Annotated in this window: 23 protein-coding genes; 9 read left to right on the forward strand and 14 right to left on the reverse strand. The window is 45.1% G+C overall.

Features of this window, described 5'->3' with window-relative positions; genetic code table 11:
• Window positions 1–9: 9 nt before the first annotated feature.
• The 7 genes from tsaE to AC1DBT_RS03145 form a co-directional block, all read right to left on the reverse strand.
• Window positions 10–540: a tRNA (adenosine(37)-N6)-threonylcarbamoyltransferase complex ATPase subunit type 1 TsaE gene (gene tsaE, locus AC1DBT_RS03115; RefSeq protein WP_480018535.1), complete on the reverse strand. Its 531-nt coding sequence runs from the start codon at window positions 538–540 to the stop codon at window positions 10–12.
• A 71-nt stretch (window positions 541–611) separates the two neighbouring features.
• Entirely contained in the window at window positions 612–1,769 is a 1,158-nt protein-coding gene (gene alr, locus AC1DBT_RS03120) for an alanine racemase (RefSeq protein ID WP_480018536.1), read from the reverse strand.
• Between the two features lie 195 nt (window positions 1,770–1,964).
• On the reverse strand, window positions 1,965–3,560 hold the full coding sequence (locus tag AC1DBT_RS03125; protein ID WP_480018537.1) for an NAD(P)H-hydrate dehydratase: 1,596 nt from the start codon (window positions 3,558–3,560) through the stop codon (window positions 1,965–1,967).
• A gap of 159 nt (window positions 3,561–3,719) precedes the next feature.
• Window positions 3,720–4,274: a holo-ACP synthase gene (gene acpS / locus AC1DBT_RS03130; protein WP_480018538.1), complete on the reverse strand. Its 555-nt coding sequence runs from the start codon at window positions 4,272–4,274 to the stop codon at window positions 3,720–3,722.
• A 123-nt stretch (window positions 4,275–4,397) separates the two neighbouring features.
• Window positions 4,398–6,245, reverse strand: a complete 1,848-nt coding sequence (gene glmS, locus AC1DBT_RS03135; RefSeq protein WP_480018539.1) for a glutamine--fructose-6-phosphate transaminase (isomerizing) — start codon at window positions 6,243–6,245, stop codon at window positions 4,398–4,400.
• Window positions 6,246–6,352: 107 nt separating this feature from the next.
• On the reverse strand, window positions 6,353–6,517 hold the full coding sequence (locus tag AC1DBT_RS03140) for a hypothetical protein (protein ID WP_480018540.1): 165 nt from the start codon (window positions 6,515–6,517) through the stop codon (window positions 6,353–6,355).
• A 254-nt stretch (window positions 6,518–6,771) separates the two neighbouring features.
• Window positions 6,772–7,377, reverse strand: a complete 606-nt coding sequence (locus AC1DBT_RS03145) for a recombinase family protein (RefSeq protein WP_480018541.1) — start codon at window positions 7,375–7,377, stop codon at window positions 6,772–6,774.
• Window positions 7,378–7,504: 127 nt separating this feature from the next.
• Between AC1DBT_RS03145 and AC1DBT_RS03150 the strand changes: the two genes are divergently transcribed.
• The 5 genes from AC1DBT_RS03150 (at window position 7,505) to AC1DBT_RS03170 (ending at window position 9,702) form a co-directional block, all read left to right on the forward strand.
• Complete coding sequence (locus AC1DBT_RS03150) at window positions 7,505–8,053, forward strand: cysteine hydrolase family protein (RefSeq protein ID WP_480018542.1); 549 nt, start codon at window positions 7,505–7,507, stop codon at window positions 8,051–8,053.
• A gap of 313 nt (window positions 8,054–8,366) precedes the next feature.
• Window positions 8,367–8,615 (forward strand): type II toxin-antitoxin system RelB/DinJ family antitoxin, encoded by a 249-nt coding sequence (locus AC1DBT_RS03155; protein ID WP_480018543.1) that lies wholly within the window; start codon window positions 8,367–8,369, stop codon window positions 8,613–8,615.
• Window positions 8,608–8,871 (forward strand): Txe/YoeB family addiction module toxin, encoded by a 264-nt coding sequence (locus AC1DBT_RS03160; RefSeq protein ID WP_480018544.1) that lies wholly within the window; start codon window positions 8,608–8,610, stop codon window positions 8,869–8,871. The genes AC1DBT_RS03155 and AC1DBT_RS03160 overlap by 8 nt, the downstream gene beginning before the upstream one ends.
• A 102-nt stretch (window positions 8,872–8,973) precedes the next feature.
• Window positions 8,974–9,108 carry a helix-turn-helix domain-containing protein gene (locus AC1DBT_RS03165; protein WP_480018545.1) on the forward strand — a complete coding sequence of 45 codons (135 nt, stop codon included), beginning with the start codon at window positions 8,974–8,976 and terminating at the stop codon, window positions 9,106–9,108.
• Between the two features lie 306 nt (window positions 9,109–9,414).
• Window positions 9,415–9,702 (forward strand): hypothetical protein, encoded by a 288-nt coding sequence (locus AC1DBT_RS03170; protein WP_480018546.1) that lies wholly within the window; start codon window positions 9,415–9,417, stop codon window positions 9,700–9,702.
• Window positions 9,703–10,393: 691 nt separating this feature from the next.
• Here AC1DBT_RS03170 and AC1DBT_RS03175 read toward each other — a convergent pair.
• Entirely contained in the window at window positions 10,394–10,561 is a 168-nt protein-coding gene (locus AC1DBT_RS03175; protein ID WP_480018547.1) for a hypothetical protein, read from the reverse strand.
• A gap of 837 nt (window positions 10,562–11,398) precedes the next feature.
• Here AC1DBT_RS03175 and AC1DBT_RS03180 point away from each other — a divergent pair.
• Window positions 11,399–12,685, forward strand: coding sequence for an MFS transporter (locus AC1DBT_RS03180; protein WP_480018548.1), 1,287 nt, complete (start codon window positions 11,399–11,401; stop codon window positions 12,683–12,685).
• Window positions 12,686–12,946: 261 nt separating this feature from the next.
• The gene (gene abc-f / locus AC1DBT_RS03185; protein ID WP_005987409.1) at window positions 12,947–14,416 is read left to right on the forward strand and encodes a ribosomal protection-like ABC-F family protein; all 1,470 of its coding nucleotides are present in this window, start codon (window positions 12,947–12,949) and stop codon (window positions 14,414–14,416) included.
• 205 nt (window positions 14,417–14,621) lie between these two features.
• Here the strand turns inward: abc-f and guaA are convergent, their stop codons facing one another.
• Complete coding sequence (gene guaA / locus AC1DBT_RS03190; RefSeq protein ID WP_480018574.1) at window positions 14,622–16,211, reverse strand: glutamine-hydrolyzing GMP synthase; 1,590 nt, start codon at window positions 16,209–16,211, stop codon at window positions 14,622–14,624.
• Between the two features lie 527 nt (window positions 16,212–16,738).
• Here guaA and AC1DBT_RS03195 point away from each other — a divergent pair.
• Window positions 16,739–18,409 (forward strand): LCP family protein, encoded by a 1,671-nt coding sequence (locus tag AC1DBT_RS03195; RefSeq protein WP_480018549.1) that lies wholly within the window; start codon window positions 16,739–16,741, stop codon window positions 18,407–18,409.
• Between the two features lie 139 nt (window positions 18,410–18,548).
• Here AC1DBT_RS03195 and ychF read toward each other — a convergent pair whose 3' ends face one another.
• Both ychF and AC1DBT_RS03205 read right to left on the reverse strand, forming a co-directional pair.
• A complete protein-coding gene (gene ychF, locus AC1DBT_RS03200) occupies window positions 18,549–19,610 on the reverse strand; it encodes a redox-regulated ATPase YchF (protein WP_061102628.1) in 1,062 nt (353 codons plus the stop codon).
• A gap of 166 nt (window positions 19,611–19,776) precedes the next feature.
• Window positions 19,777–21,093 carry a 4Fe-4S binding protein gene (locus AC1DBT_RS03205; RefSeq protein ID WP_480018550.1) on the reverse strand — a complete coding sequence of 439 codons (1,317 nt, stop codon included), beginning with the start codon at window positions 21,091–21,093 and terminating at the stop codon, window positions 19,777–19,779.
• Between the two features lie 389 nt (window positions 21,094–21,482).
• Here AC1DBT_RS03205 and asnA point away from each other — a divergent pair, with 389 nt between their 5' ends.
• The gene (asnA, locus tag AC1DBT_RS03210) at window positions 21,483–22,481 is read left to right on the forward strand and encodes an aspartate--ammonia ligase (RefSeq protein ID WP_480018551.1); all 999 of its coding nucleotides are present in this window, start codon (window positions 21,483–21,485) and stop codon (window positions 22,479–22,481) included.
• Window positions 22,482–22,647: 166 nt separating this feature from the next.
• Here asnA and AC1DBT_RS03215 read toward each other — a convergent pair whose 3' ends face one another.
• The 3 genes from AC1DBT_RS03215 to AC1DBT_RS03225 form a co-directional block, all read right to left on the reverse strand.
• On the reverse strand, window positions 22,648–23,082 hold the full coding sequence (locus AC1DBT_RS03215; protein WP_006302679.1) for a zinc ribbon domain-containing protein: 435 nt from the start codon (window positions 23,080–23,082) through the stop codon (window positions 22,648–22,650).
• Between the two features lie 80 nt (window positions 23,083–23,162).
• Window positions 23,163–24,584 carry a bifunctional folylpolyglutamate synthase/dihydrofolate synthase gene (locus tag AC1DBT_RS03220; protein ID WP_480018552.1) on the reverse strand — a complete coding sequence of 474 codons (1,422 nt, stop codon included), beginning with the start codon at window positions 24,582–24,584 and terminating at the stop codon, window positions 23,163–23,165.
• 4 nt (window positions 24,585–24,588) lie between these two features.
• Window positions 24,589–25,452 (reverse strand): bifunctional 5,10-methylenetetrahydrofolate dehydrogenase/5,10-methenyltetrahydrofolate cyclohydrolase, encoded by an 864-nt coding sequence (locus tag AC1DBT_RS03225; protein WP_480018553.1) that lies wholly within the window; start codon window positions 25,450–25,452, stop codon window positions 24,589–24,591.
• Window positions 25,453–25,456: the final 4 nt, after the last annotated feature.

The raw sequence follows: 25,456 nt of genomic DNA on the forward strand, positions 1-25,456 counted from the left end.
GTTCACTCCTTACGCACAAAAATGAGAACTTATCTGGTCGACAAGGTGGTGCATATGGTCATTATGTGCAATAAAGCTAATTTGACGAGGCGGTTCTTCCATAGTGTGCGCATCTTGCGATAAGCGTGTAATAACAACGTCCATACGATCTGGGCCAATTTCATCGACAAATTGCTCGCCCCATTCGATAACGCATGGGCCGTCTGAATCCAAAACATCATACAAACCAGTATCTTCTAGTTGTTCGGGGGTACTCAGACGATAAAGATCAAAGTGATACAAAGGCATATGTGCACCTTCGTACACCATTTCGATAGTAAATGTTGGGCTGGTAACATCGTCAGTAATCTGCATGCCTGCAGCGATGCCTTTGGTTAACTGTGTTTTTCCCGCGCCCAAATCACCTGTTAAAATAAGAACATCACCTGCAGAAAGAAGCGTTCCAAGCAACGTACCCAAGGCTTGAGTTTGCTCTGTTGACACCGTAATAAATGTTCCGGGTGATGTCATATGTATAGACGAACAGATGTCCTTATCCATTGAAATCCCTCCTCGGGATATATGAGCGCAAAAGTTACACGGTATAAACTATGTAATAATTATAGCCATTCTTAGAGGTAGATGCGCTCTAAGCGTAAGGAGAAATCACAAAGAACTTCGTAATTGATGGTGTTGCGCAAAGCTGCTAGTTCATCGGCACTGATGTATTCTGCGCCATCCTCGCCTAATACGGTAACCACATCGCCACGTTCAATGGGCGCAAAACCTTGAGGATGGGCAAGCGTTTGAAGCGGATACGCAAACATGCACTGATCCATACAGATACGACCAACCTGATGAACACGCTGTCCTTTAACTAACACATCCATTTTGTTAGATAAGCTGCGCGTAAGACCATCGGCATAGCCAAGTGGAATAGTTGCAATTTGCATATGAGGCTCGCTTACACGATAGGTCATACCATAGCTGACGCCATCGCCAATACGAGGCTCAAATGTGCGCACAACGCGCGCTTTTACCGACATAACAGGCGAAAGTTCAAGACGAGAAACCGTGGCATCACTGGGGTGAAGACCGTAGAGACCAATGCCTACACGGCACATATCAAACTGCAGCTCGGGATGTAAGATAGTTGCTGCAGTATTATTGCAGTGAATGAGCCCCGTATAAAATCCAGCTGCATGCAACTCGCGAATAGCATCTGAAAACACCTGATACTGACGCCTAAAATCCCAGTCGCCTTCGACATCGGCTGTAGCAAAATGTGTTGAAGTTCCAATACAGCTAATTCCTCGATGAAAATCTATGGTGTGACGAAATTCTACCGCATCGCTTGCAGCAACCCCAACGCGTGTCATTCCCGTATCAAGAGCCATATGATATTTTCCAACGGTATTATGCGCAACACAGCGTTCGCCATATGCAAGGACAAATTCTGTGGTATAGATAGTAGGAATAAGCGAATACTCAATAAGGTCATCAATAGCTGTTTCGGGAGGCTCGCTTAGCAGAACAATTGGCTGAGTGATACCAGATTTTCTAAGTGCAATCCCCTCGTCAACCGTTGCCACCGCAAATTGATTTGCACCAGCCGAACTCATAGCGCGTGCACACGCGGCGGCTCCATGACCATATGCATCGGCCTTAACCACGCACATAAGCCTTACTGATGGGTTAAGCAATTTCTTAAATGTACGAACGTTACGACGAAGCGCGGAAAGGTTGATTTCCACCCATGACCATCTGTTCTTTGGACCTATCTCCTGCATTTACTATCCTTTTACTATCCCTTGACAAAATCTTGCAATATACGTTGTAAATTGCGCTGCACAGCATGAAATTCGTGTGAAAAGCCTAATCGTGCTCAATGAGCATAAACACATGGGCTTGCATGTACGCTTTGTATGAACTGTATAACGTAAGTTTTCATGTACGTCATATGAGCCCTATAAACGTATCAAAACTTAAACCTGCGAAAAAGAATCACCAAAATCTTGTGCAGCAAGCCCAATATAGTTCAGTAAATCATGTGCCATAACTGCGGTTTCACCAAATTTCTTTTGTGCTAACAGCGCAGATGAACCGTGCAACTCACATGCATACGAAGCAAGCAACACCAACTCTTCGTTAGTTACATGTGACTGAGCCAAAAGTGATGCGGTAATACCAGCCAAAACATCACCCGTACCAGCCGTTGCAAGACAGGCAGGACCTGGCTTTGGCAAAAGCGCAACATCGGTTGATACACATGCCGTTGCAGACGATTTTGCCATAACTACCAGCTCTGATCCACCATCAGACCACACAATACGGCGTGCAGCTTCTAGCGTTGCACTCAGCGTAGAAAGAGGCTCTCTTTCAAGACCTACCAGACGAGCAAGTTCTTTTCGATGCGGCGTTAAAATCAACGGAGCATTACGGCGTATAAGCTCGGGAAATTTATCAAGCTTGTTACCCGTAAGGCGCGCAATACAGTTAAGGCCATCTGCATCAACTACCAGCGGAACATTTGACGTCAACAAAGCCGATACAATGCTTACCGTATGCGCATTAACTCTCATGCCCGGCCCTATGAGACACGCGCCAAATTTAGGAGCTAGTTGCGCAACTGCTTCGCATGCAGCAGCTCCAAAAGTTCCCTCAGGAGAAGCAGGAAGCGCAAGAACAGGGATGTCTAACAGATGAGATTGAGCAAGCGCAGCTATAGATTCTGGCACTGCAAGCGTTACATATCCAGCACCAGCGCGTGCACAAGCAGAGGCAGCCATAATAGCCGCTCCTGGAAAACGAGTAGAGCCCGCAACAACCAATACCGTACCACGTGAATACTTATCGTGCGCCTTAGACGGCTGTGGAATGACGTCAGCATAATCATCAAAATCAACACGCCATGCAACAGGATCGGCTTCGCGCACAAGATAATCGCTTTGCTCTGCTAAAGGAGCAACTACAATAGCGCCTACTACATCACGAGCATCATCGCATAAAAGTCCTGGTTTAAGCGCAATCATCGTAACCGTTAAATCGGCAATAATACAATTGCCCTGTTTAAGCCCTGTTTGCGCCGAAAGGCCACTTGGAACATCAACAGCAACAACGCGTGCAGCAGATTCGTTAACACAGTCAATCCAAATAGAAAACGGCTCGTGAGCAAAACCGCGAAAGCCCGTACCAAACATAGCGTCGATAACAACATCGCTTTTAAAGAGCAGTTCTTCCAGCTCTTCGCGAGGAGGAGCAACAACCACTGCAACTCCTTGAGCCTCTGCTGACTTTGCACACACACGAATGAGGTCTGCTTGAAGCTCATCGGTTTCCACTGGCGTTACAACGGTAACGGTACAACCTTTTTTAAGTAGATAAGCAGCAGCTACCCAACCATCTCCAGCGTTATTACCAAAGCCACACATAACGGTAACGGTTGATACTTCTTTAAGCTCTAAAACTTCTCTTCCTACAGCCAAGCCTGCACGATGCATAAGTTCAGAAATACTTACGCCTACATCAGCTAAATGGTGCTCGACTTTTTTTATATCCTCAACATTGAGAATCGGTTGCATGAAACACTCCTATAAAACACACCTGTACTTATAAGTTTTACTGCGTCTGACGCATGGAGCTTTTGATTAAACTTTATGCGCCAGACGACTACAATCCGTTAGAATTATTATACGTTTTTATATAATTTTATAGAGCTACATTATACGGATAACACATGTCTAATTTGTTGAAGAAGAATTCTTTTGTGCACGCGCTTCAAGGTTTGTAAGCTCGCCGTAATCAAGCCGCTCAAGCTCATCAATAAGGCCGCGTGCCTGCTTAAACGAATACGCTAGCTTCTCTTTGGGCGAAGGCTCGGCGACATCTTGAGCTATCATATCCTGCGTTAATGCTAAAGCGTTGGCAACGGCAACCGTATGTGTATGGCTCAGCGTCAAAGCAATTTTAATGATACCAGCTTGATCTGCAATTCTTTGAGCGGTTGACGATAAAACAGGATAGGGCTTTCCATACGCATCGTGAGCAACACTTATATCAGCATATCCAATGCCACAAGCAAAACCTGTGCCTAACGCTTTAACCACGGCTTCGCGCGCGGCAAAAAATGCAGCAAAATGCTCGGCAGGACGAGCGCAGGCGTCAGCATAGCTAATCTCATCAGCGGTGAATACGCGTGTTTTAAGATTTGGGTGTAACGTGAGTGCGCGCTTCATGCGCTCGATTTCAAACATATCAACGCCGATGCCTGATTGCATTACGGTTTTATGTTCCATTTTGTGTGCGCTCCTTTTACCCAAACATACATTCTTGCACGTTTTCACACGTTATCGAACGTTTTAGCACGTTTTCGCACGAAATTGCACGAGCAGTAATCAAAACTTGCCAATTAACGTGAACTATTCAACCGTAACCGACTTTGCAAGATTGCGCGGCTTATCAACATCACAACCACGCAAACGCGCCACATAACGCGCCAAAAGTTGTAGATGAATAATAGCCACGATAGGCACAAGATCCTCTTCGGGACAAGCGGGAATCCAAAGCGTATGCTCACATTGAGCAGCAACAGATTCATCGCCATCTGTTGCAACCGCAATACATGTTGCACCACGAGCAATAACTTCTTGAATATTTGAAACGGTTTTATCGTGTACATGGTCTTGCGGAACAATTGTAACAACCAAAAAGCCAGGCTCCAAAAGTGCGATAGGACCATGTTTCATTTCACCCGCAGGATAGGCCTCGGCATGGAGATAGCTAAGCTCTTTGAGTTTAAGCGCACCTTCAAACGCCGTTGTTGAATTTGCACCGCGACCCAAGAATAGCGCGGAATGAGCATTTCTAAATAAAGGAGCAATTTGTTTGTCTTGCCATCTACGAGAAATAACCTCACGAATAAGGTCACTCAATGCTAAAAGATGCTCAAAATGGGCTTTAACATCGCTATATTCCAAAGTTTTACGGACGTATGCAAGTTGGAGTGCAACAAGCGCGCAAGCAACAATTTGTGCCGTATAAGCTTTTGTTGAAGCAACACAAATCTCAGGACCTGCTTGAACGTATACAACACCATCTGCTTCGCGCGCAGCCGATGAGCCCAACACATTGGTAATGGCTATAACTTTGCATCCCAGCGCCTTCATTCTTCTTGCTGCGCAAAGCGTATCTGCCGTTTCGCCCGACTGTGTAATGATAATGCAAAGGGTGTGATCAGTAATAAGTGGTTCTTTATAGATAAACTCAGAAGCAAATTCACAGCAAACGGGAATTTTTGCCCATGATTCGATGTATTGACGAGCAATTAAACTTACGTGATACGAGGTACCACAGGCAATCATATAAATTCTGTCTACGGATGCAAGCTCATCGCTCGTCATTGCAAGTTCATCGAGCTTAATTCCGTCAGGCGTCAGGCGACCTTTAAGCAAACGCTCAAGCGCCTGGGGTTGCTCGGCAATCTCTTTTGCCATAAAGTCGGCATAACCACCAAGCGTTGCTGCCGAAGCATCCCAGTCGATATCAAGCGTAGTAGGATGAGCAATTTCTATGCCGTTATCGTCAAATACCGTAATTTCACCTGTTGAGTTAAGACGTGCAAACTGATTGTCTTGGAGCTGAATAACATGCGAGGCAACCGATGCCATAGGTGTGATATCGCTTGCAGCATAGGCGCCTTGAGGCGTGGAAGCAAGAACAAGCGGCGATCCTTTGCGCGCAACAACCACTTGACCTGGTAAATCGGCACAAGCAACAGCTATAGCCCAAGTACCTTGCAAACGTTCGCACGCATATCTAACGGCCGTAAGCAAATTACCTTGCGCGGGGCCATTATATGCATCACTTACCAGGTGAGCAATAACTTCAGAATCTGTTTCACTCCTAAGCGTGTGCCCTATTTGCGCAAGATATGCTCTTAGCTGGCGGAAATTTTCTATAATACCGTTATGGACAATGGCAATTCTTCCGCTATCGTCTAAATGAGGATGCGAGTTTTTGTCGGTAGGAGCGCCATGGGTTGCCCAGCGTGTATGCGCAATGCCTGTAAATCCGTTGAGATTAGCAAGCTCGCTGCGCTCTATGAGCGTTTGCACACGACCTGCGCACTTTACACTGTGAAGCTCTTTGTCGTCGGAAACAACCGCAATACCTGCGGAATCATAACCACGATATTCAAGTGCCTCAAGACCTTGCAACAAAAAATGTTTTGCTTGTTCTTTTCCAGTAAATCCAACAATTCCGCACATACATCCTCCGAAATCTCAGCTGTGTCTTAGCTGTAAAGTTTTTGCTATTCACAGCTTTGGCTATTCACAGCTTTTGCAACAATTCAAAAAACATTCAATCTTTCAACTTAAACAATGTAACGTGCGTTCAAAATATCGTCCACCATATGGCGCAACGCTGCAAAAGGCGCAAACACGAAAATCATACGAAGAAAATCGTGTATGGCTATCACGAGCAGGCAAACAAAATTGAACACAACAACTATACTGAACGTAATAATTACATTGTTCATCTACCTATCCTTGTAGTTCTCTACAGTATAAAGCATTTAGTAGTCTATCAATAATAAGCGAAATGTATTACACAGAAAACAGGATCAACTTTGCACGCGTGTAAAAGCTATCCATACACACCAATTTATTTATAAATTTAATGGTAAACTGCAGCCAAACACGTATTTTAGAAAACAAAATAAGGCGCGCATGCCGTAAAAGAGCTGTATATTAACTCCTAGTTTATAAGTACGCGTAACAGTACAACAATATCCTATACAAATTTGTGGATATCTTTGATGTGTAACCATTTTGCAAACGTGCTATGAGAAACCGATAGCATTTCTGCTCCTTGGCGTAAATTTACACGACCACGCTGCCAAAGACTTGCAACTGCATAGAAGTCTTCTGGTATATTCAGGCATGGGCGCCCAAATTCCACGCCTTTTTCCTTAGCAATACGTATCCCTTCTGCTTGTCGTTGCCGTATGTTCTCGCGCTCAACTTGAGCTACGTACGATAAAATCTGCAAAACGAGATCAGCAATAAACTTTCCTGTTACACCATTTATGCGTTTTCTTGTATCAAGTAAGGGACAGTCCAGCACAACAATGTTTGCCTCTTTTTCCTTGGTAATCTTATTCCACTGCTCAATAATCTCATCGTAATTTCTGCCCAAACGGTCAATCGACTTAATAAAGAGATCGTCGTTACTTTTAAGTTTGCGCACAAGCCGACGATAATTTTTGCGCTGAAAGTTTTTTCCCGAAGCCTTATCAACATAAATATTACTATCCTGTATACCAACATGCTCCAAAGCAACAAGCTGTCTATCTATACATTGCTCTTTGGTTGACACTCGTACATATCCATAGCGCATACTGTTCCCCCTGCTTATTTGTCCATGCAATTTTGTCGCGGCAATCTACATAAAGAGACTTATAATAAATGAGGATTCAAAACGTGCAATAACAATATGTAACGTCATAAACGAAAAGAAGGAAATTATGAAAGCACTTATTGTAATTGATTATTCATACGATTTTGTAGCAGATGATGGCGCGCTTACCGTAGGCGCACCAGCGCAGGCACTTAGCCAGCATATTTGCGATCTGACGCATGATTTTCTTAATGCAGGCGAATATGTAGTTATTGCCAATGACACCCATCACAAAGGTGATCCATATCATCCAGAAACCAAGCTCTTTCCGCCTCACAATATCGAAGGAACTCCAGGTCAAAAGCTATATGGAGAAATGCAAACCATTTTGGAAGCAAACAAGGATAAGCCAAACCTTTATTACATGCCAAAAACTCGCTATTCTGCGTTTGCAGGAACTGATTTGCACATCAAGCTGAGAGAGCGTGGCATCAATGAAATTCATCTTGTAGGTGTTTGCACGGATATTTGTGTTCTGCATACAGCCATTGATGCGTATAACCTTGGTTTTTCTATTGTTGTTCACAAGAATGGCGTTGCAAGTTTTGATCCGCAAGGACATGCATGGGCGCTTAACCATTTTGAGCATTGCCTTGGGGCAAAAATTGAGGATTAAAAAGTTTAGAAGTTAAAATTATTTAGATTTCTATAAAAATTGCCAGAACCGTTATGTTTAAATGGCAAAACGAAGGATGAAAGCGCTTGCATAGTTATTGGTTTAAATATGCCTACGATCTCAACGCTTTTTTATATAAAGAATGTCATAGCTCACCATACGACTCCGCTTTCAAATTGATTGTGAACGTGAAACAGAAATATCACATCATACCGTTTTAAAATGGTGGAATTCTTAATTATATGTTATATTGTATAAAACACTTTACGTTGTAAAGTAAATGCTATAAATAGAATGTTAAAAGAGGTAAATTATGACTCAAGTGAATTTTAGAGTAGACGATACAATCAAGGCGAAGGCTGAAAGTGCATGTACAGCTATGGGCTTAAGTATGTCTACGGCTATAAATATTTTTCTTACAAAGCTTGCGAATGAGCAAAGAATACCATTTGAAGTAGCTGTTGATCCATTTTATAGAGATGAAAATATGACAAGACTAAGAAAGTCTATCGCCCAGCTCAATGCAGGTAAGGGAAAAGTACATGAGGTAGATTATGAATAAAATTTTTTCAGATGAAGCATGGGAGGATTTTGAGTATTGGACGAAGCAGGATAGAAAAACTATTAAACGCATACTTCAGTTACTACAGGATATTGAAAGAAACGGTTATGAGGGAATAGGTAAACCTGAAGCCCTAAAAGGAGATTTAAGAGGTTTTTGGAGCAGAAGAATAGACAATTGCAATCGTCTTGTATATCGTATAAGTGATGGAAACATAGAGGTAGCACAGTGTGGATCTCATTATAGAGATAAATAAGTATATGTAATATCAATCTAGATATCCATCCAGACAACTATTTGCCAAAACAAGATGGAATACTCCGAGTAACTATGTTATTCTTAATAAGGAGAAGTTAGTTTGATTTCTGGAGAAAAATTAAAAAAGTTAAGACTTATGAGAAACTTAACTCAAAAAGAACTTGCCATTAAGTCTGGATTGACAGATGCTGCTATAAGAAATTATGAACTTGGAAATAGATCTCCAAGTAAATAACAATTACAAAAAATATCTGAAACACTTGATTGCGATATATCAGCATTGATCGATCATGTACCTAATGCTATTTTTGAAATAATGCATATAAATTTTGATTATGAAAAAGACATAAAGTTTAGACCCTTAGCAGACGATGGAGAGATTACTGGACTTTTATCAAATGATGTAGGCTTCAATAATTTTCTTATAAAATGGAATGAGATGAGAAAAAAAGCATTACAACGATGAAATAACAGACAAAGAATTTGAAGAATGGAAGTTATCTTACCCTAAAAAATCAAGATTTTTAAAGTAGAGGTAATTATGTTAAAAACTAGTGGATTATTATTTACACTCAATTCTGATGGATCAGCTGAGATTGGGTACGAGGATTACGATGTAGAATTTTTTGATGGAGCCGACTATGAAGTTATGTATTATTTAGACAAAAATAATTTTAAATTATTGCTTGATGCTCTCGGTATATCTAGAAAAGATAAGATTAAAAAATATTTAATTGATGAGTTTGATGAAAATTTTGACTCAAATAAATTCGAGAATTTCTGTAACGAAAAAAATATAAAATTTAAAAGAAATGTTCATATTGGATAAAAATAAAGACCGCAGCCTGAGACTACGGTCTTATTTTTGTCCTCATGTAAACCACTTGGAACTATTATTTAGTTTATTCTTTTTACTTCCAGTACATTTGAGTACCAGTAGCCATTTTTCATTCTCTATATAGCTTGTAATCAAGCCATTTTATAAAACTTTGCTCCTATTCCCACTCGGTGGTTATAGTTTTGCCGTCTCGTCACTCCAGTTGCACCCAGTTTTCGGCGGCATCTCGAAGTGAGTGCCGCTGAATGACGCGACGTCGCGTTTCATCGGCTTCGGGGACAAAAGCTGGGACAACTTCAAAAACCATTTTCAAACTCAGAGTATTGAGTTTTTATTTTTGTCCCAAGGGGCACGGAGAGCCGCCTTTGGAGGCTCGATATCGCCGAAAAACGCCCGTTTTGAAACTCAACCGCCTTTGAGCCTGCAAACCACCAGCTTCAACAGTAAGTGAGTCGACGCGGGTGGCTTACGAGCCGTTCACAAAACCGCAGGCCACAGGTCTTTGTCAACGATAAGCAAAGTGAATAGTCTCAGGTGGCTTGCCCATGAGTTGGCGTAAGCCTGTTTAGCAAAAGGCTAATCGGACACGACAGGCCGCCCGCATGGCGACGGCGTTTCCCGTGCGGGCACAAACAGCCCTGCGTGCCCTGTCGCGCGATATCCCAATGCGACGTTCAGAACCCTACCCGCCAAGCAGCCACCTCGCGAAATTCAGCACGAGCACGCCCTCCCGGGTATGGGGCTCATGCCTCGTGCGAGTGATGAGAATCTTCGAGAATGCATCCCCGATGGATAGAATCGGCGCAATCTCCCTCTCGAGCGTCGAATCGGCGCCGATATCGTCGCTCACATACACTTTCCTTCCCGGTTTCGAAACTTGGAAGGCAGTATGCGCAAGGATGCGTCGAGGTGCGATCCCAGTCGTACCATGCCAGCAGAGATGTCGAGGCACATTCGTTCATGCTGCAATGCGGGCATCGGAGATGAAAAACAGCCCGTCGGGTAGTCATGGGCGTGCGGGAGCCCGCATCAGTAACCTGCCTCCTCGGTTGTCCCTTCTTTGCATGGTCGTCTACATAAAGGAGGAACCAGCCATGCAGATCAGCATGCTTGCCCTTCTTGGGTCACGGACCGGGGAGGCGAGGGCCTCCGTCGGGACCGCCCCGAGCAACCGGCATATCCAAGGAATGACAAGGCTCGATCGCTGTGCTGGTCAGGATGCCGAAGCGGGCCGTCCGCCAATCGGAATGCGGGTCAGGATGCTGCAACGTGATTCCAGCTGCAGGATACGGCTCCTTTGCGGTTGCCGCAAAACCTGCTGGCAACATTCTTACTATCCGAATGATGTACGCATCCCTTGGGATCGTTTCGCCTGACCAGGGCCATCTTCAGCGCCTCATCGGCCAGCTCGGCAGGCGCCTCTTCCACGCGTAATAGCCCTGGCGGGTCACCTATGCAACCAAAGATACAAAAGGAATCGAATGGCCAGAGAGGATTGCCCTTTCCGATGGTCGATTCTTGACAGGCAAACTCAAGCCTTGTTAATATTACATGGTTTGCCAGACCGAATTAACAAAGGAGGGGTGTCGTGGTTGGTCTTTTCCGCACGTGGATGAGCGCCTAGAAAGCGGCGCTGTTGTGGCGTCGCGCTGTTTTTCTGCACGCCATTTCACGATTGGACATAACCATGATATTTGAAACCTCTCGGCGCAGGTCTGTTTCGCTGTGCCATTCATGGCAATTTAAGATTTGTTTCGTATGGGGCGGGGAGCTCGTGTCGACATTGACGAGCTTGATTCTCCAAATGGGTCTCATTTGGCATATCGCCCTCACGACAGAATCATCTTCCCTCCTCTCCCTGGCATCGTTAGCAGGCTTTCTGCCGATTGCTTTGTTCGGAATCCTTGCGGGCGCCGTTGTCGACAGACTGCCTTTGAAACGTGTCCTCATCGGCGCCGACCTCTTCATTGCCGCGGTGGGTGCCGCCTTGGCGATTGCCTCGTTGGCCGGCAGCTTACCTGCATGGCTAATTCTCATCGCCCTGTTTCTCCGTGCAGTTGGTACTTCGTTCTACACGCCAGCCTCCCAATCTCTCACGCCCCATCTCGCCCCGCCAGAGCATCTCGTTCGCCTATCGGGGGTGACTCAGGCGATTCAGTCCGGCGGATACATTCTTGGCGCCGCGCTTGCAGCAGTGATTTATCCCGTGGCGGGCATTACCGCTATGATTGTCCTCGACGTGCTGGGAGCGCTTTTCGCTTCTTTAGCCGTCCTCGCCGCACAGATAGACGCAGGGGGCCTCGATGAAGCCGACCGCAGCTTGTCCTTTTCCAATAAGGTTCGAGAGCTCTTCTCTGAGATTTCGGACGGCTACAAGCTGATTAGGGAGTACAGGGGGCTGTTCGCCCTTCTTTGGTGCGGGTTCGTCTTCGCTTTCGCGTTCTCTCCGCTCGCGGCATTGTTCCCAATAATGACCTTGGGGCATTTTGGCGGTAGCACGGGGGATGCCGCTTTGGTGGAAATCCTTTTTTCTGCAGGCATGCTGGCTGGGTCCGGCATTTTGGCGGCCACGGGAGGGTTCCGCAATAGGTCGTTCACCATGGTCGCCGCGATTGCCGGCTTCGGCATTGCCGCAATCGTATCCGGATCGCTCGGCCCGTCATTGTTCGCTGCTTTCCTGCCGGTGAGCTTTCTTATGGGCGCATGCTCCCCGTTGTACGCGGGAACCCAGACTGCCCTTATGCAGGAGCAGATACCTCCTGAGTACCTAGGCCGCGTTTTCGGCCTCTACGGAACCATCATGGCGTGGGCCATGCCCATGGGCCTCGCAGCCCCCTCCGTTTTTGCGGATCTGCTTGGAGCTCCGTTATGGTTCGTCGGCTCTGGAGCGACCATGGTACTGCTTGCGATGGCTATGCTGCTTGCTCCGAGCGTCCGAAACGCGGGGAAAAGAGATACCGGGCAGATTCAATAGCCCAAGTATTCGAAAAAAAGAGGCAGCAGCCATCGGTTCAAGCGTCAGCCTTCAAGCCCTTGCGACGACGAGGTATTGCACCGACATTCCGCATCGCGCTCCTTATTCGTCGCCAACTATCATTTTCGGATTTGCCGGCTTGCGCAAGGTCAAAACGCTCGCGCCGGCAATTGGGCAAAGGCGAAAAATCGACGTGAGCAATCTTTTTTGGCATGGCTGCGCTTCCAGTAAAACGCTAATACACAAAAGGCGGTTCAACCTATGGAACTCATAGTCAAAGCTAAAGACATCTTTTTGGAATATGCCGGCCGCGATATCCTAGATATCGAAGAGTTGGAAATCTACTCCTACGATCGCATCGGCTTGGTGGGAGACAATGGCGCAGGCAAAACCAGCCTGCTTAAAATTCTGAGCGGCAATCTTACCATTGCGGACGCCGACGTCAGGCGCTTCGGCAGCATTGCCCTCATCGGCCAACTCGATGAACTCGACCTTGATGCGGCTCAGGACAGTGGTGAGATGCTCTCCCGTCTCAACGTCGCCGGAGTGGCGCAGGAGACGATGAGCGGCGGGGAGGAAACACGCGCCAAGATTGCCTCTGCACTCTCCCAGCATGCAAGCGCGATCTTCGCCGACGAGCCTACGAGCCACCTCGACCAAGACGGCATCCGCCTTCTCGTCGGACAACTCAAGGCATTTGATGGGGCTCTGCTCATCGTGAGCCATGACCGTCATTTTCTCGACCAGGTGGTAGACAAGATCTGGGAGCTCAAAGACGGCGGTATTTCCGAATTCTGGGGTGACTACTCCGACTATCTGCGACAGAAAGAAGAAGAGCGCAAAGCTCAGGCGACTCGATACGAAGAGGCGATGCGCGAGCGCGATCGCCTCGAAGCCGCCATCGAAAAACAACGGAAAAAAGCACGGCAGGTCGACGCCAAGCGGAAGGCTGCGAAAAAAAGCAACGAGTATGCAGGTCGATTGGGGCATCAGAAAGCAACCGGCACCAAACAGAAGAGGATGTACCAGGCGGCTAAGGACATGGAGAAGCGCCTCGAAGCGCTCGAAGGGATTGAGGCCCCAGATAGCATTCGCGCCGTGCGGTTCCGCCAGAGCAAGGCCCTGGAACTGCATAGTAAATTTCCCATCTCGGCAGACGATTTCAGCTTGAGCTTCGGCAACTGCATGCTCTATGACCACGCGAAATTCGAGATACCGCTCGGTGCCAAAGTGGCCATCACCGGTGGCAACGGTACAGGAAAGACCAGCCTGCTGAAGGCAATCGCTCGACGCGCCGACGGTATCAACATCTCTCCCAAGGCAGAGATCGGTTACTTCGAGCAAACAGGCTACAAGTTCGACGCCCGTCAGTCTGCGATCTCGTTCATGCAGGATGGTTGCGAGTACAGCATGACCGAAATTCGAGGCATCCTCGCCTCTATGGGAATCGGACCGCGCGACCTGACAAAGGACGTTGGCGTTCTCTCGGGAGGCGAAGTCATCAAGCTGCTACTCGCGAAGATGCTGCTGGGCAGATACAACATCTTGCTCATGGACGAGCCTGGAAATTACCTGGACATCAAGAGCGCCGAAGCCCTCGAGCAGATGATGAGCGCCTATGCCGGAACGATAGTGTTCGTCTCCCACGATAAGAGGCTGGTCGAGAACGTCGCAGACATTGTCTACGAAATAAAGGACACCAAGCTAGTCAAAATCTTTCAGCGCGAATAGCCCTAAATGAGCAAGAAATAATCCCCGAACGGAGACAAGGGAGTAAAACGGCAAAGAAAGAGCCTCCGTCCCAACGCAGGGAACGGAGGCTCTTTAATCGCTTTTACTCATCTCCGTCGCTGGTGGCTTTGTCATGACTCTCGTACGAAACGAAACTCAGCGGCATAGTGCGGCACTCAAAATCGCAGGTCAGAACCCTGTCGTCCTATTCCCACTCAATGGTCGCAGGCGGCTTAGGCGTAATGTCGTACACAACGCGGTTAATGCCCGCAACTTCGTCCACAATACGAGATGAAATACGCGATAGAACATCGTAGGGCAGCTTTGCCCAATCTGCTGTCATGGCATCGCTACTTTCAACTGCGCGCAAAATAACTGGCCGCTGATACGTACGCTCATCACCCATAACACCTACGCTTTTAATATCGGGCAACACGGCAAAATACTGCCAACAAGCATGCTCCGAATTACGCTCACCGGTTTGTTTATATAATTGCTCGTTATACGCATCCAACTCTTCGCGAACAATGGCATCGGCAGAACGCAACTGTTCAAGCTTTTCTAAGGTTACACTTCCGATAATTCTAATAGCAAGCCCTGGACCGGGGAACGGCTGACGATACACCATCTTCTCGGGCAAACCAAGCGCCAAACCAAGTTCGCGCACCTCATCCTTAAAGAAATGATCAAGCGGTTCAATTAAGTCAAAATGAATGCCTTCGGGGAACGGAATTAAATTATGATGACTCTTAATAGTAGAGGCCTTACCACCTGTTTTGCGAGCACCCGACTCGATAATATCAGGATAAATAGTGCCTTGCGCTAAGAACTGTACATCGCCAATGTTTTGAGCTTGCTCAAAAAAGACTTTCCAAAATTCTGTTCCAATACGCTTGCGTTTTTCCTCGGGCTCACTTACGCCTTCAAGCAATTTTGCATAACGTTCTTCGGCATGTACATGCACTAAATCAACGTCAAACTGTTTACGAAAAACTTCTTCCACCAGCTCGGGCTCACCTTTACGCAGCAGGCCATGATTCACAAAAACACAGGTAAGCTGCTTTCCAATTGCACGATGGACAAGAGCAGCAACAACAGAAGAATCCACGCCGCCTGAAAGCGCAAGGATAACTTTTTTGTCACCTACACGCGCACGAATCTGTGCAATTTTTTCTTCGACAATGTTATCCATGGTCCATGATGGCTCTAGATTGCATACCTTAAACAAGAAATTGGATAGAAGCTCTTGTCCATACTGTGTATGACGAACTTCAGGATGAAACTGCGTTGCATACAGCTTTTGAGCAGCACATTCCATAGACGCAATGGGACATGTATCAGTAGAAGACGTAACATTAAAGCCTTGTGGAACACGGGACACGCTGTCGCGGTGGCTCATCCAAACTTTTTGATGATCAGGCGTATCGCCAAACACAAGCGAAGATCCCTCGCGCTTAAGCTCGGCTGGACCGTACTCCCCTTTTTCGGTATGTCCAACCGCACCACCCAGCGTGGCTGCCATAATCTGTTGACCATAGCAAAATCCAAACACAGGAATACCCAATTCAAACACATGAGGATCCATAGATGGAGCATCCTTGGCATATACCGATGCTGGACCTCCAGATAAAATAATTGCTGATGGATGCATAGATGCAAGCTCTGCAGCAGAAATGTCGCACGGCACAATTTCTGAATATACATGCAGATCACGCACGCGACGTGCAATAAGTTGGCCGTACTGCGCACCAAAATCAAATACTGCAACAAATTGCTTTGGTCTAAGACCTTGCATAAGTGATGAACAAGTTGTCTGTTGCATCCATTCCTCCTGTAATCACACCAAATACATATCCTGTACAAGACTAGGATAATTACCATCAAGCTTATATGTATCATTAAAACCTTGTATGCGCGATTTACAACGCATACAAGCATTATAAAAAAGCTATAAAACCGCAAAATACCTGCAACAAGTGTGAGAGATTTCTTGATAAAGAAAGTTTGTCGCACTGTTATTGATATTTCATGTTCCTATTATAACGAGCCTATGAGTTTTTAGGCTCTTGCAACTATTAAAGATGCAACACATGCACACAAAAGGTAAGATTATCTTTTGATATACTTGTAGGTTGATATATAACATGTAGGTCGCTATATATTGTCAACTTATAAGTTGCTTGTGGTTAGCTATTTTATCTGTTTGAGTTGTACATAAATCTAACTCAAACAAAAGCTTTACATGCGCATAAAAACAAGCATGTAAACACGGGCAATAGTTATAAGATGTATCATAATTACGGATGTTCTTGGAGGATTGAATTGGCGCTCCACAATAAAAAACATCAGCATATGACACGTGCACAACTGAAAGCATTATCAACATCTCGATATGCCTCAGGTTCGCGTCATGTTCAAAAAGCAGACGATAATACACACCAAGCACAAAACAGTAATGATCAAAATTTTGCTGCGGATGCGCATGCTAAAGCGAATGGACCTCAAACGCTTCGTAAAACGCGTTTAGGCGCGCAAAATCATTCTCAATCTCATTTTTCTACACACGGCAAAGCAAACCAGGCGGTATCAGAAGCACAAGTTCACAGCCGCAACAACGCAGTAAGCTATTATGCCAAAAAGCGTATTGAAAACACCAAAAAGAAAATCTTGCGAACTATTGGTTTTTCGTGCCTAGGATTTTTGGTAACTGTTGGTGTGGCGCTTGCTGCAGTTGCAGGATATTTATATATGATTAACAACCAAATTACCAAACACGTTGGCAAAGACCTGCTGGCAACACTTACCGACACTTCAAACAACGAGCCGTTTTATACTTTGCTTTTAGGTGTAGATAAAGATGAAGACCGTGCAGAAGGATCTACGTACGGCCCCTCGGATAGTGCATACCGCACTGATACCATTATTTTGACGCGTGTTGACCCTAAAAACAAAAAAGTAACGATGGTTTCTATCCCACGCGATACCTATGTTGACCTTGGAAAACACGGGAAACAAAAGATAAATGCTGCGTATTCGGTAGGCGGTGCTGCCTATGCGGTTCAGGTTGTAGAAAAGTTCTCTGGCGTTAAAATTTCTCATTACGCAGAAGTTGATATGGACGGATTTGCTCAGGTTGTAGATTCTATTGGCGGTGTTGACGTAGATTTACCAGTGCCGGTAAAAGATCCGAACTATACCAAGATAGATTTACCTGCAGGTAAACAGCACCTCGATGGCCATACAGCGGCATTACTTGGAAGGTCTCGTCATGCTTATGATAAATATGGAGACGGCGATACCTTTAGAGCGGCAAATCAGCGCATGCTTATTGGAAACGTTATGAAAAAGGTTCTGTCATCTGGGCCTGCAGGCATTGCGTCAAGTATTACCACTATGGCAAAATACGTTACAACCGATATGAATGTCACTGATATTATTGCATTAAGCACTAAGTTTGTAGGTATGGATATTAATAATGACATCTACTCGGGACTTTGCCCAACAATCTCTAAATATATGAATAAGACTTGGTACGAAATCTGCGAAACCAAAAAGTGGCAAGAAATGATTAAACGTGTTGACATGGGTCTGCCTCCTTTTGATTCCGAAAAAGAAAATACTTCAAAAGGTATAGCAGGATCAGTTGGTATCAGCAGCTCACCAGATGGTAGCGCGTCGGATAATAACAAGGATGCTCAGAGTTCTCAAGAAGAAGCCTCTTTTGAAGGGAGCGTAGCTGTTCTGAACGCATCAGGCAAACAAGGTGTTGCAAGACAAAAAGCATCAACACTCACAAATAAAGGCTTTAGCGCACAGCCAGGCAATTCACGAAAAGTACTGGCAAAAAGCACAGTGTATTACACAGAAGGTAACGAATCAAAAGCAAAGGGCGTTGCACAAACTCTTGGAATTGTTGCTAAACCACAATTAAATAAAGGACAGTTTGATTCGGGAACCGATGTGGTTGTCTTAATCGGAAAAGATTTGCTTTAGGAATTAGCCCTGCACCAAAGGTGCGCATATACTCCGTATGAACGGCGCAGGGCAAATCCGGACATAAGCAATATACCTGCATAAAAATCGAGCCGTACTATAAGTACGGCTCAATTCATTTAACAGTTATCACATTACCTTACACGTTAAAACGAAAGACCATCACGTCGCCATCTTGCACAACGTAATCTTTGCCTTCCATACGAAGCTTTCCAGCATCGCGCGCGCCACTTTCGCCGCCAAGTTCAATATAATCATCAAACGAGATGGTCTCGGCTTTAATGAACCCACGCTCAAAATCACTATGAATAACGCCTGCAGCTTGAGGCGCTTTTGCTCCAATTTTAACCGTCCAAGCACGGACTTCTTTAGGACCTGCCGTAAAGAAGCTTTGCAGCCCCAATAAACGATATGCTGCCTGCGCTAAAATCTCTAATCCCGAATGTTGCAAACCTAACGATTGCAAATACTCAGCGGCTTCCGCGTCATCAAGCTCAGAAAGTTCTGCCTCAACCTGGGCACATATCGGCAACGCAGGCATTCCATGAATAACAGGCTTATCTTGCAACTGGTCTTCATCGCAATTAGCTACATAGAGCAAGGGCTTCATAGTAAGTAAGAACAGGTCATGCGCATCAGCCTTTTCATCTGGAGTCATATCCATATCGGCCGCGCGTTTACCGTCGTTAAGCCATGCTTGCAAACGCACGGCAATATCAAGGCGACTCTTTTGATCTTTATCGCGCTTTGCTTCTTTTTCGAGCTTAGGAATAGCGCGTTCAAGCGTGCCTAAATCTGCTAACACAAGCTCGGTTTGGATAGTGTCAACATCGCTTTCAGGATCAACTTTGCCGTCTACATGGATAACATCGGGATCACTAAAGTAACGCACAACCTCACAAATAGCGTCACATTGACGAATATTTGCTAAAAACTGATTGCCTAACCCCTCGCCATTATTTGCACCACGTACCAAACCTGCAATATCAACAAACTCAACCGTAGCTGGAACAATTTGTGCGGGGTGTACAATTTGAGCAAGTTGATTAAGACGCGTATCGGGTACCTGCACAATGCCCACATTGGGATCGATAGTAGCAAAGGGATAGTTTGCAGCTAAACCAGTTTGTTTGGTAAGCGCAGTAAATAAAGTAGACTTGCCAACGTTTGGTAATCCTACAATTCCAATTGATAAAGACACACGATCAACTCCTGAAAAAGAAGGCAACACTGCATAAACATGTGCCGAAAAATCTTCTCACATAAGGTATCTTACAACATTGCTTAAATCTTCTGAGCGTGTTTTTGGTGCGATGATGGTAAACACATGTTTCACAGCACAAGAAAACGCAGGATTTACGCAAGGCTTATGAGTTATCCTCGCTCAAACGTTCCAAGACGCGCAAACCACGCTCAACCTGCTTACGAGTGCGCTCTTTTATCTTTGCCACGCGCTCTTTACGTTCACGCGCCTCTTTTTGCAGACGAATTGCTTCTTCATCGCGCACAATAAGCTCATGCGTGTCGCCTTGCTTCATGACAATACATTGCTCGGGACAAACAAGCGCACATGCCGAACAGTTTACACAATAGGCAGTCTGCACCGAAAAACGCCCATGCTCGTCTAAATTGCATGCATTAACAGGACACACGCGCGTGCATGCCGAACACACGGTGCAGGCACTCATATCGCAAACTGGTATCAAATTTTGTTCTTTATAATGAGCAGCGAGCTGCGGATTTTTTTGGATAACAGAGAGGAGTAACTTACGCTTTTGGGTAAGAAGACGATGATTATATGATGTAGTTGTATCTCCAAGCGCTTTCTCAAGCGTACATTGTAGCTCAAAAAGGTCGTTGGAATGCTTTTGAATTTTGCGTGTTACGGCCTGAACGCCTGCATATACAGGATTTTGTGCTGCAAGTAAGGTTTGACCTGCTCGACCAACATCGCGTAAAAATTCTTGGCGCAAAAATGCACGCGACATGTCATGATTAAGATTATGCTTATCTACTTCTATGCCAACTTCTTTACCAATAAACTCCTCGGCTGCTCCAATTTCATCGGTATACGCAAGCTCGCCCGTAGTTGTTTTACACTTATCGCACACACCTACGGGTAAATACACGCTAATATTGGAATACTCTTGTAACAGGGCTATCCATACTTCGCGCGGAACTACACCTAGGCAGGGCAAAAGGATTTCGTTAGGACGAGGCAGCTTTCCAAGTGCTCGAGTACAGGTGATATAGCATACCTCATACATCGAAGCAACTTTTGCAATACGATCATACAGGGATTTTGCCATAAAGCGAGAAACAATAAATGCCTCGGTAGGGCACGCAGCAATACACAAACCACATGCACGACACGTATCTGCAATCTTTACGGTTGAGCCTTTAATATCAATGGCATCAACTGGGCAAACATCCATACACGCATGACAGGTGCACGTAGTATGTGCGCCCACACCTTCGGCACGATACGCGTTATAGGCACCAACATTCAAACAAGAAAGCGCATTTGCACGCGGTTTTTCTTTGTAATCACGCGGATCAAAGACGCGCGCAGAATTCTTATCACCTGATAATACCTGCGTAATCTGGCCTAAAGGCTGCGATAATGCAGAAAGATCCTGTTTTATATCGATGATATCATCGAGCATATCACGCTTAGTACTCACCGATATATCCCCTGTTCATTACTGTGCGTTACAAGCGTGAGGCGCCAAAGCGAACGCACAAATTCCTCTCCCTAGTAACAAAATCTCATAAAATGACACGTATGCGCGGTAAAAACCACCAATTTTAGAACATGCCATCAAACGAGCTATTTTGTTATACGCTTATACTACCGCAAAGTTTTATTCCAAGTTGGTTACAAGTCTTGTTTTTTAACGAAATTGCACGAGAATAAAGTAGTCCTATGATGGTATAAATTGTGTTGCACTGAATGCACTATGTTTTTTAGTTTCGTTTTCTTTTGACGTAGCAACTATAGCAAAATAAAACGAAAGCTAAATATGGACTAAACCATATCAGCTTGCACACACGGATTCGCAAAGGAGTGAATATGCGGAACAACAGCAACGCGTCGGCTTTTGATTTAAAAGAGACGCAAATCGCAATTAAGAGTCTTAAAGATTATTTTGAAAGAGAATTGGGCAATTCGCTTAATCTTGCGCGTGTGTCAGCGCCGCTCTTTGTTCGTCCGCAAACAGGACTTAATGATAATCTTAACGGCGTAGAAAAAGCAGTGAGTTTTTCTATTCGTCATCACCATTTAGACTGCGAAATTGTGCAATCGCTTGCAAAGTGGAAACGTTGGGCGCTCAAGCGTTACAATTTTGGAGTGTATGAAGGTCTTTATGCAGATATGAACGCTATACGCCCTGATGAGGAGCTTGATGAGCTTCATTCTGCCTACGTTGATCAATGGGACTGGGAAAAGATCATTAAAAAATCTGATCGCTCAACCGATTATTTGAAAGCATGTGTGCGCGAAATTTTTGAGGTCTTCAAACGCACAGAAACCTATATTAACAGCGTATATCCCTATATTCTTTCAAAAAAGTTGCCCGACGAAATCACGTTTGTAACTACACAAGAAATGGAAGACGAGATGCCAGCACTTTCTCCTCGTGAGCGTGAGCGCGAATATGCTCGTAAATACAAAGCTATTTTTATTATCGGCATCGGAGGGGCGCTTAAATCGGGTAAGCCGCATGATCTTCGCAGCCCCGACTATGATGATTGGTCAATGAATGGCGACATCATTTTTTGGGATCCTGTGCGCAATGATTCTATTGAACTTTCGAGCATGGGCGTTCGCGTAGATGAGGATGCGCTTAAAAAGCAGCTTGCTCGATGTAACGCTGAAGATAGATTAAAACTGCCCTTCCATCAGGCACTCATGAATAAAGAGCTTCCCTACACCATTGGTGGAGGAATTGGACAGTCGCGTCTGTGCATGTATTTCCTAGAAAAGCACCATATCGGCGAGGTTCAATGCAGCGTTTGGGATGAAGCGGATATTCAAAAGTTTGCACATGAGAATCTAACTATTCTCTAGCTTTTAAGTGCAGTTACTCATAAAGCCCATGCTGTGCGCGCACAACATGGGCTCATTTATGCCTTAAAGAACTTATGAAGTTCATCGTTTTGATTAAGCATCTAAAGATTAAGCACTTCAAAGGGTTAAAACGATTAAACGCCTACAACAAGAAATTAGATGTCTGCTACGACTGAATTCGTGTTCTGCAATACGGACAAACTTTCCAGTCGGCATTAAGAGGACGATGACAGGTAGGACATACGTTCCTGACTTGCGTATTGCAAAGTGGACATACCACAAAATCTCGATCAATAGGAGCTCCGCACTTAGGGCAAATACCGTAATGCGAAAGCTGATGTTCGCGCAATGCTATATCTAAGTCTTGTTCTTCCCTATCAATAAGGTACGAGCTAGGACGCAAAATAACATACGTTAACAATCCAACAATAGGTACAACCGCAACAAGGGACCATACCCACCACGGCTCGGCGCCACGACGCTGAGCATCGCGTGTTACGTAAACAATTGACAATATATAAACCATTACGATGCACATTACAATTAAGTAAAGTACCATACGTACTTCAGGCGTAAGAATTTGATCGAGCAAATCTGACATTGGCCTGTACTCCTTTGTTGTAGGTATATGCAATACAACTTAGTATAGCGATATTACTTTGAGTAAACAGCGACTATTTACTATACACAAGTTTTTCGTTGCATATAAGCCGCCACTTCTCCAGCAAGCGTAATAGAGCCACATGCAATAAAATCACGATCTAAAAGCGCATTCATTGCATCGTTAACACATGAGTACCATTGTGGCATATATTGCAGCTTTTTTGCAAATATTTCCGCTAATTTTTTAGCCTCAAGCGCGCGTGGCGAAGTTGTTTGTGTGCATATAACATAAGGAAACGCGCTGGCAAGACGCTCAACAATGCCCGTAACGTCTTTATCCGCCAAGATAGCGCATAATAAAACAGGACGCGCCGCTCTATCAGGCAGTACCTGTGCCATATTAGCAAGAAAGGTATCAACAGATTGTGGATTGTGGCATGCATCAATCAACGCAAGTGGTTTATCGCGCACAATTTGAAAACGACCTGGTGTAGGACATGTATACACTGCTTGTTGAAGGAGCTTGAGGTCAAGGGGCCGATTAAGAAATGACTCAACCAAAAGAGTTGCACAAGCAATATTGGCCGCCTGATACGTAGGTTTAGAAGCTCTTAGATGAGTATAGGTTTGCCGTGACGAGGTAACGCTTAACTCCATAACATCATACAGATCGCCAAGGTGTTTATCAACACTAAAATGCGCATAGGTATAGCCATCACGATGGCGAATTTCTCCGCTATTTATTTCGCCTGTTGCGTCTTGTTTGTGGTTAGCTTCAAGAAGAATAGGATCAACACCTGCAGAACTACATTGTTTTAGGAAAACATCTTGAACCGTTGAAGGCACGGCGGTTCCCACACCTAATACGCACGAGCGAGAAGGCTTGATGATTGCTGCTTTTTCGGCAGCAATTTTTTCGAGTGTATCACCCAAAATTTTCATATGGTCAAGCCCAATACCGGTTATACCTACCGTTTGAATGGATGAAACTGCAGATGTAGCATCCCAACGGCCGCCCATGCCACATTCAAAAACAACAACGTCTACCCCAGCGCGCGCATACGCAAAACAAGCCGCAACGGTTAACAGATCAAATTCGGTAATGCTGTAAAGCTCTAATCCGCAAGCTTTACGCTGCGCATTTACGCGATGTGCCGCCTCGAATGCATAAGAAAGTGAACAAGCAAAATCAGACTCTGAAATAGGCACTCCGTCTATTTCAATTCGATCAGTATACGAAGTAAGACCAGGTGATGTGTATAATCCTGTGCGCAGACCGTGAGCTTTTAAAATTGAAGCGGTATAACGAGCAGTAGATGTTTTTCCATTGGTGCCAGCTATTTGTATGCTCTTATAGGCATGATCGGGATTACCCAGCACACAGAGCATATCGCTTACCGACTCGAGCATAGGAACAATACCAAATCGTAAAGCTGAAGTAAGCTCTTGTAAAGCTTGTGTATACGATTTTGCGGGGCATGAAAAAGGTGGAACGTACATGGAATCACGCTTTCAAAACTTGTTGTATCTCTGCAGCCTCAACCACATGCTGCATAAGAATAGTTGTGGTAATAGAGCCAATACCACCAGGTACCGGAGTTATAGCACAAACTTTTGGCTCAACATGCTCAAAATCAACATCACCCACGAGTTTTTGGGCCGACGCGTCCCAATTTATACCTACATCAATGAGCGTCTGGTGCTCTAAAACCATATCGGACGTCACAAAACGAGCATGACCAAGGGCGGCAATAATAATATCAGCTGCGTGCAAATGCTTGGTAAGATCTTTAGTTTTTGAGTGACACATCGTCACCGTTGCATTTCTATGCTGTGCCAGCATAGAAACAGGACGACCAATAACTAACGAACGACCAATAACGCACACATTTTTACCGCAGATGTCAATACCATAATAATCAAGCAACGCCATACAAGCCTGTGCAGTACAAGGAGCAAAACCCACCTTTTGACCAGCAAAAACACCGTAAAGCGAACCTTGTGTAATGCCGTCGACATCTTTTTGAGGTAAAAGCGTATTGCAAATTAAGCGCTCATCCAACGCCTTTGGCAAAGGACGAAACAGCAAACATCCATGAATCGAGGGATCCTCATTAATTTTTGTGATCTGTGCTATGAGCTGCTGCTGCGAAACATCCTCATCATAGGCGTATACCTTTAATTTACAGCCAAGCTTATCAGCGCGTTTTTGCGCCGCGCGCTCGTAGGAGAGCGCACCTGCATCCTCGCCTACTCTTATAACAGCAAGTGTAGGCGTAATGTGCGCCTGCGCAAGTTTATTAATCCTTGAAAGCAAATCTTCGCACAAAGAAGTTGCAACAGCAGCTCCTTTAAGAAGTTGAGCCATAGTA

This window comes from Fannyhessea sp. C0108B2 (genome assembly GCF_056583915.1).

Excerpts from the sequence above, each read along its gene's own strand:
- AC1DBT_RS03125 (WP_480018537.1), bottom strand. The coding sequence starts at position 3,560 with ATGCAACCGATTCTCAATGTTGAGGATATAAAAAAAGTCGAGCACCAT.
- abc-f (WP_005987409.1), top strand. The coding sequence starts at position 12,947 with ATGGAACTCATAGTCAAAGCTAAAGACATCTTTTTGGAATATGCCGGC.
- AC1DBT_RS03140 (WP_480018540.1), bottom strand. The coding sequence starts at position 6,517 with ATGAACAATGTAATTATTACGTTCAGTATAGTTGTTGTGTTCAATTTT.
- asnA (WP_480018551.1), top strand. The coding sequence starts at position 21,483 with ATGCGGAACAACAGCAACGCGTCGGCTTTTGATTTAAAAGAGACGCAA.
- glmS (WP_480018539.1), bottom strand. The coding sequence starts at position 6,245 with ATGTGCGGAATTGTTGGATTTACTGGAAAAGAACAAGCAAAACATTTT.
- guaA (WP_480018574.1), bottom strand. The coding sequence starts at position 16,211 with ATGCAAGGTCTTAGACCAAAGCAATTTGTTGCAGTATTTGATTTTGGT.
- AC1DBT_RS03225 (WP_480018553.1), bottom strand. The coding sequence starts at position 25,452 with ATGGCTCAACTTCTTAAAGGAGCTGCTGTTGCAACTTCTTTGTGCGAA.
- AC1DBT_RS03220 (WP_480018552.1), bottom strand. The coding sequence starts at position 24,584 with ATGTACGTTCCACCTTTTTCATGCCCCGCAAAATCGTATACACAAGCT.
- AC1DBT_RS03145 (WP_480018541.1), bottom strand. The coding sequence starts at position 7,377 with ATGCGCTATGGATATGTACGAGTGTCAACCAAAGAGCAATGTATAGAT.
- AC1DBT_RS03215 (WP_006302679.1), bottom strand. The coding sequence starts at position 23,082 with ATGTCAGATTTGCTCGATCAAATTCTTACGCCTGAAGTACGTATGGTA.
- AC1DBT_RS03160 (WP_480018544.1), top strand. The coding sequence starts at position 8,608 with ATGAATAAAATTTTTTCAGATGAAGCATGGGAGGATTTTGAGTATTGG.
- acpS (WP_480018538.1), bottom strand. The coding sequence starts at position 4,274 with ATGGAACATAAAACCGTAATGCAATCAGGCATCGGCGTTGATATGTTT.
- AC1DBT_RS03170 (WP_480018546.1), top strand. The coding sequence starts at position 9,415 with ATGTTAAAAACTAGTGGATTATTATTTACACTCAATTCTGATGGATCA.
- alr (WP_480018536.1), bottom strand. The coding sequence starts at position 1,769 with ATGCAGGAGATAGGTCCAAAGAACAGATGGTCATGGGTGGAAATCAAC.
- AC1DBT_RS03155 (WP_480018543.1), top strand. The coding sequence starts at position 8,367 with ATGACTCAAGTGAATTTTAGAGTAGACGATACAATCAAGGCGAAGGCT.
- tsaE (WP_480018535.1), bottom strand. The coding sequence starts at position 540 with ATGGATAAGGACATCTGTTCGTCTATACATATGACATCACCCGGAACA.
- AC1DBT_RS03150 (WP_480018542.1), top strand. The coding sequence starts at position 7,505 with ATGAAAGCACTTATTGTAATTGATTATTCATACGATTTTGTAGCAGAT.
- AC1DBT_RS03180 (WP_480018548.1), top strand. The coding sequence starts at position 11,399 with ATGATATTTGAAACCTCTCGGCGCAGGTCTGTTTCGCTGTGCCATTCA.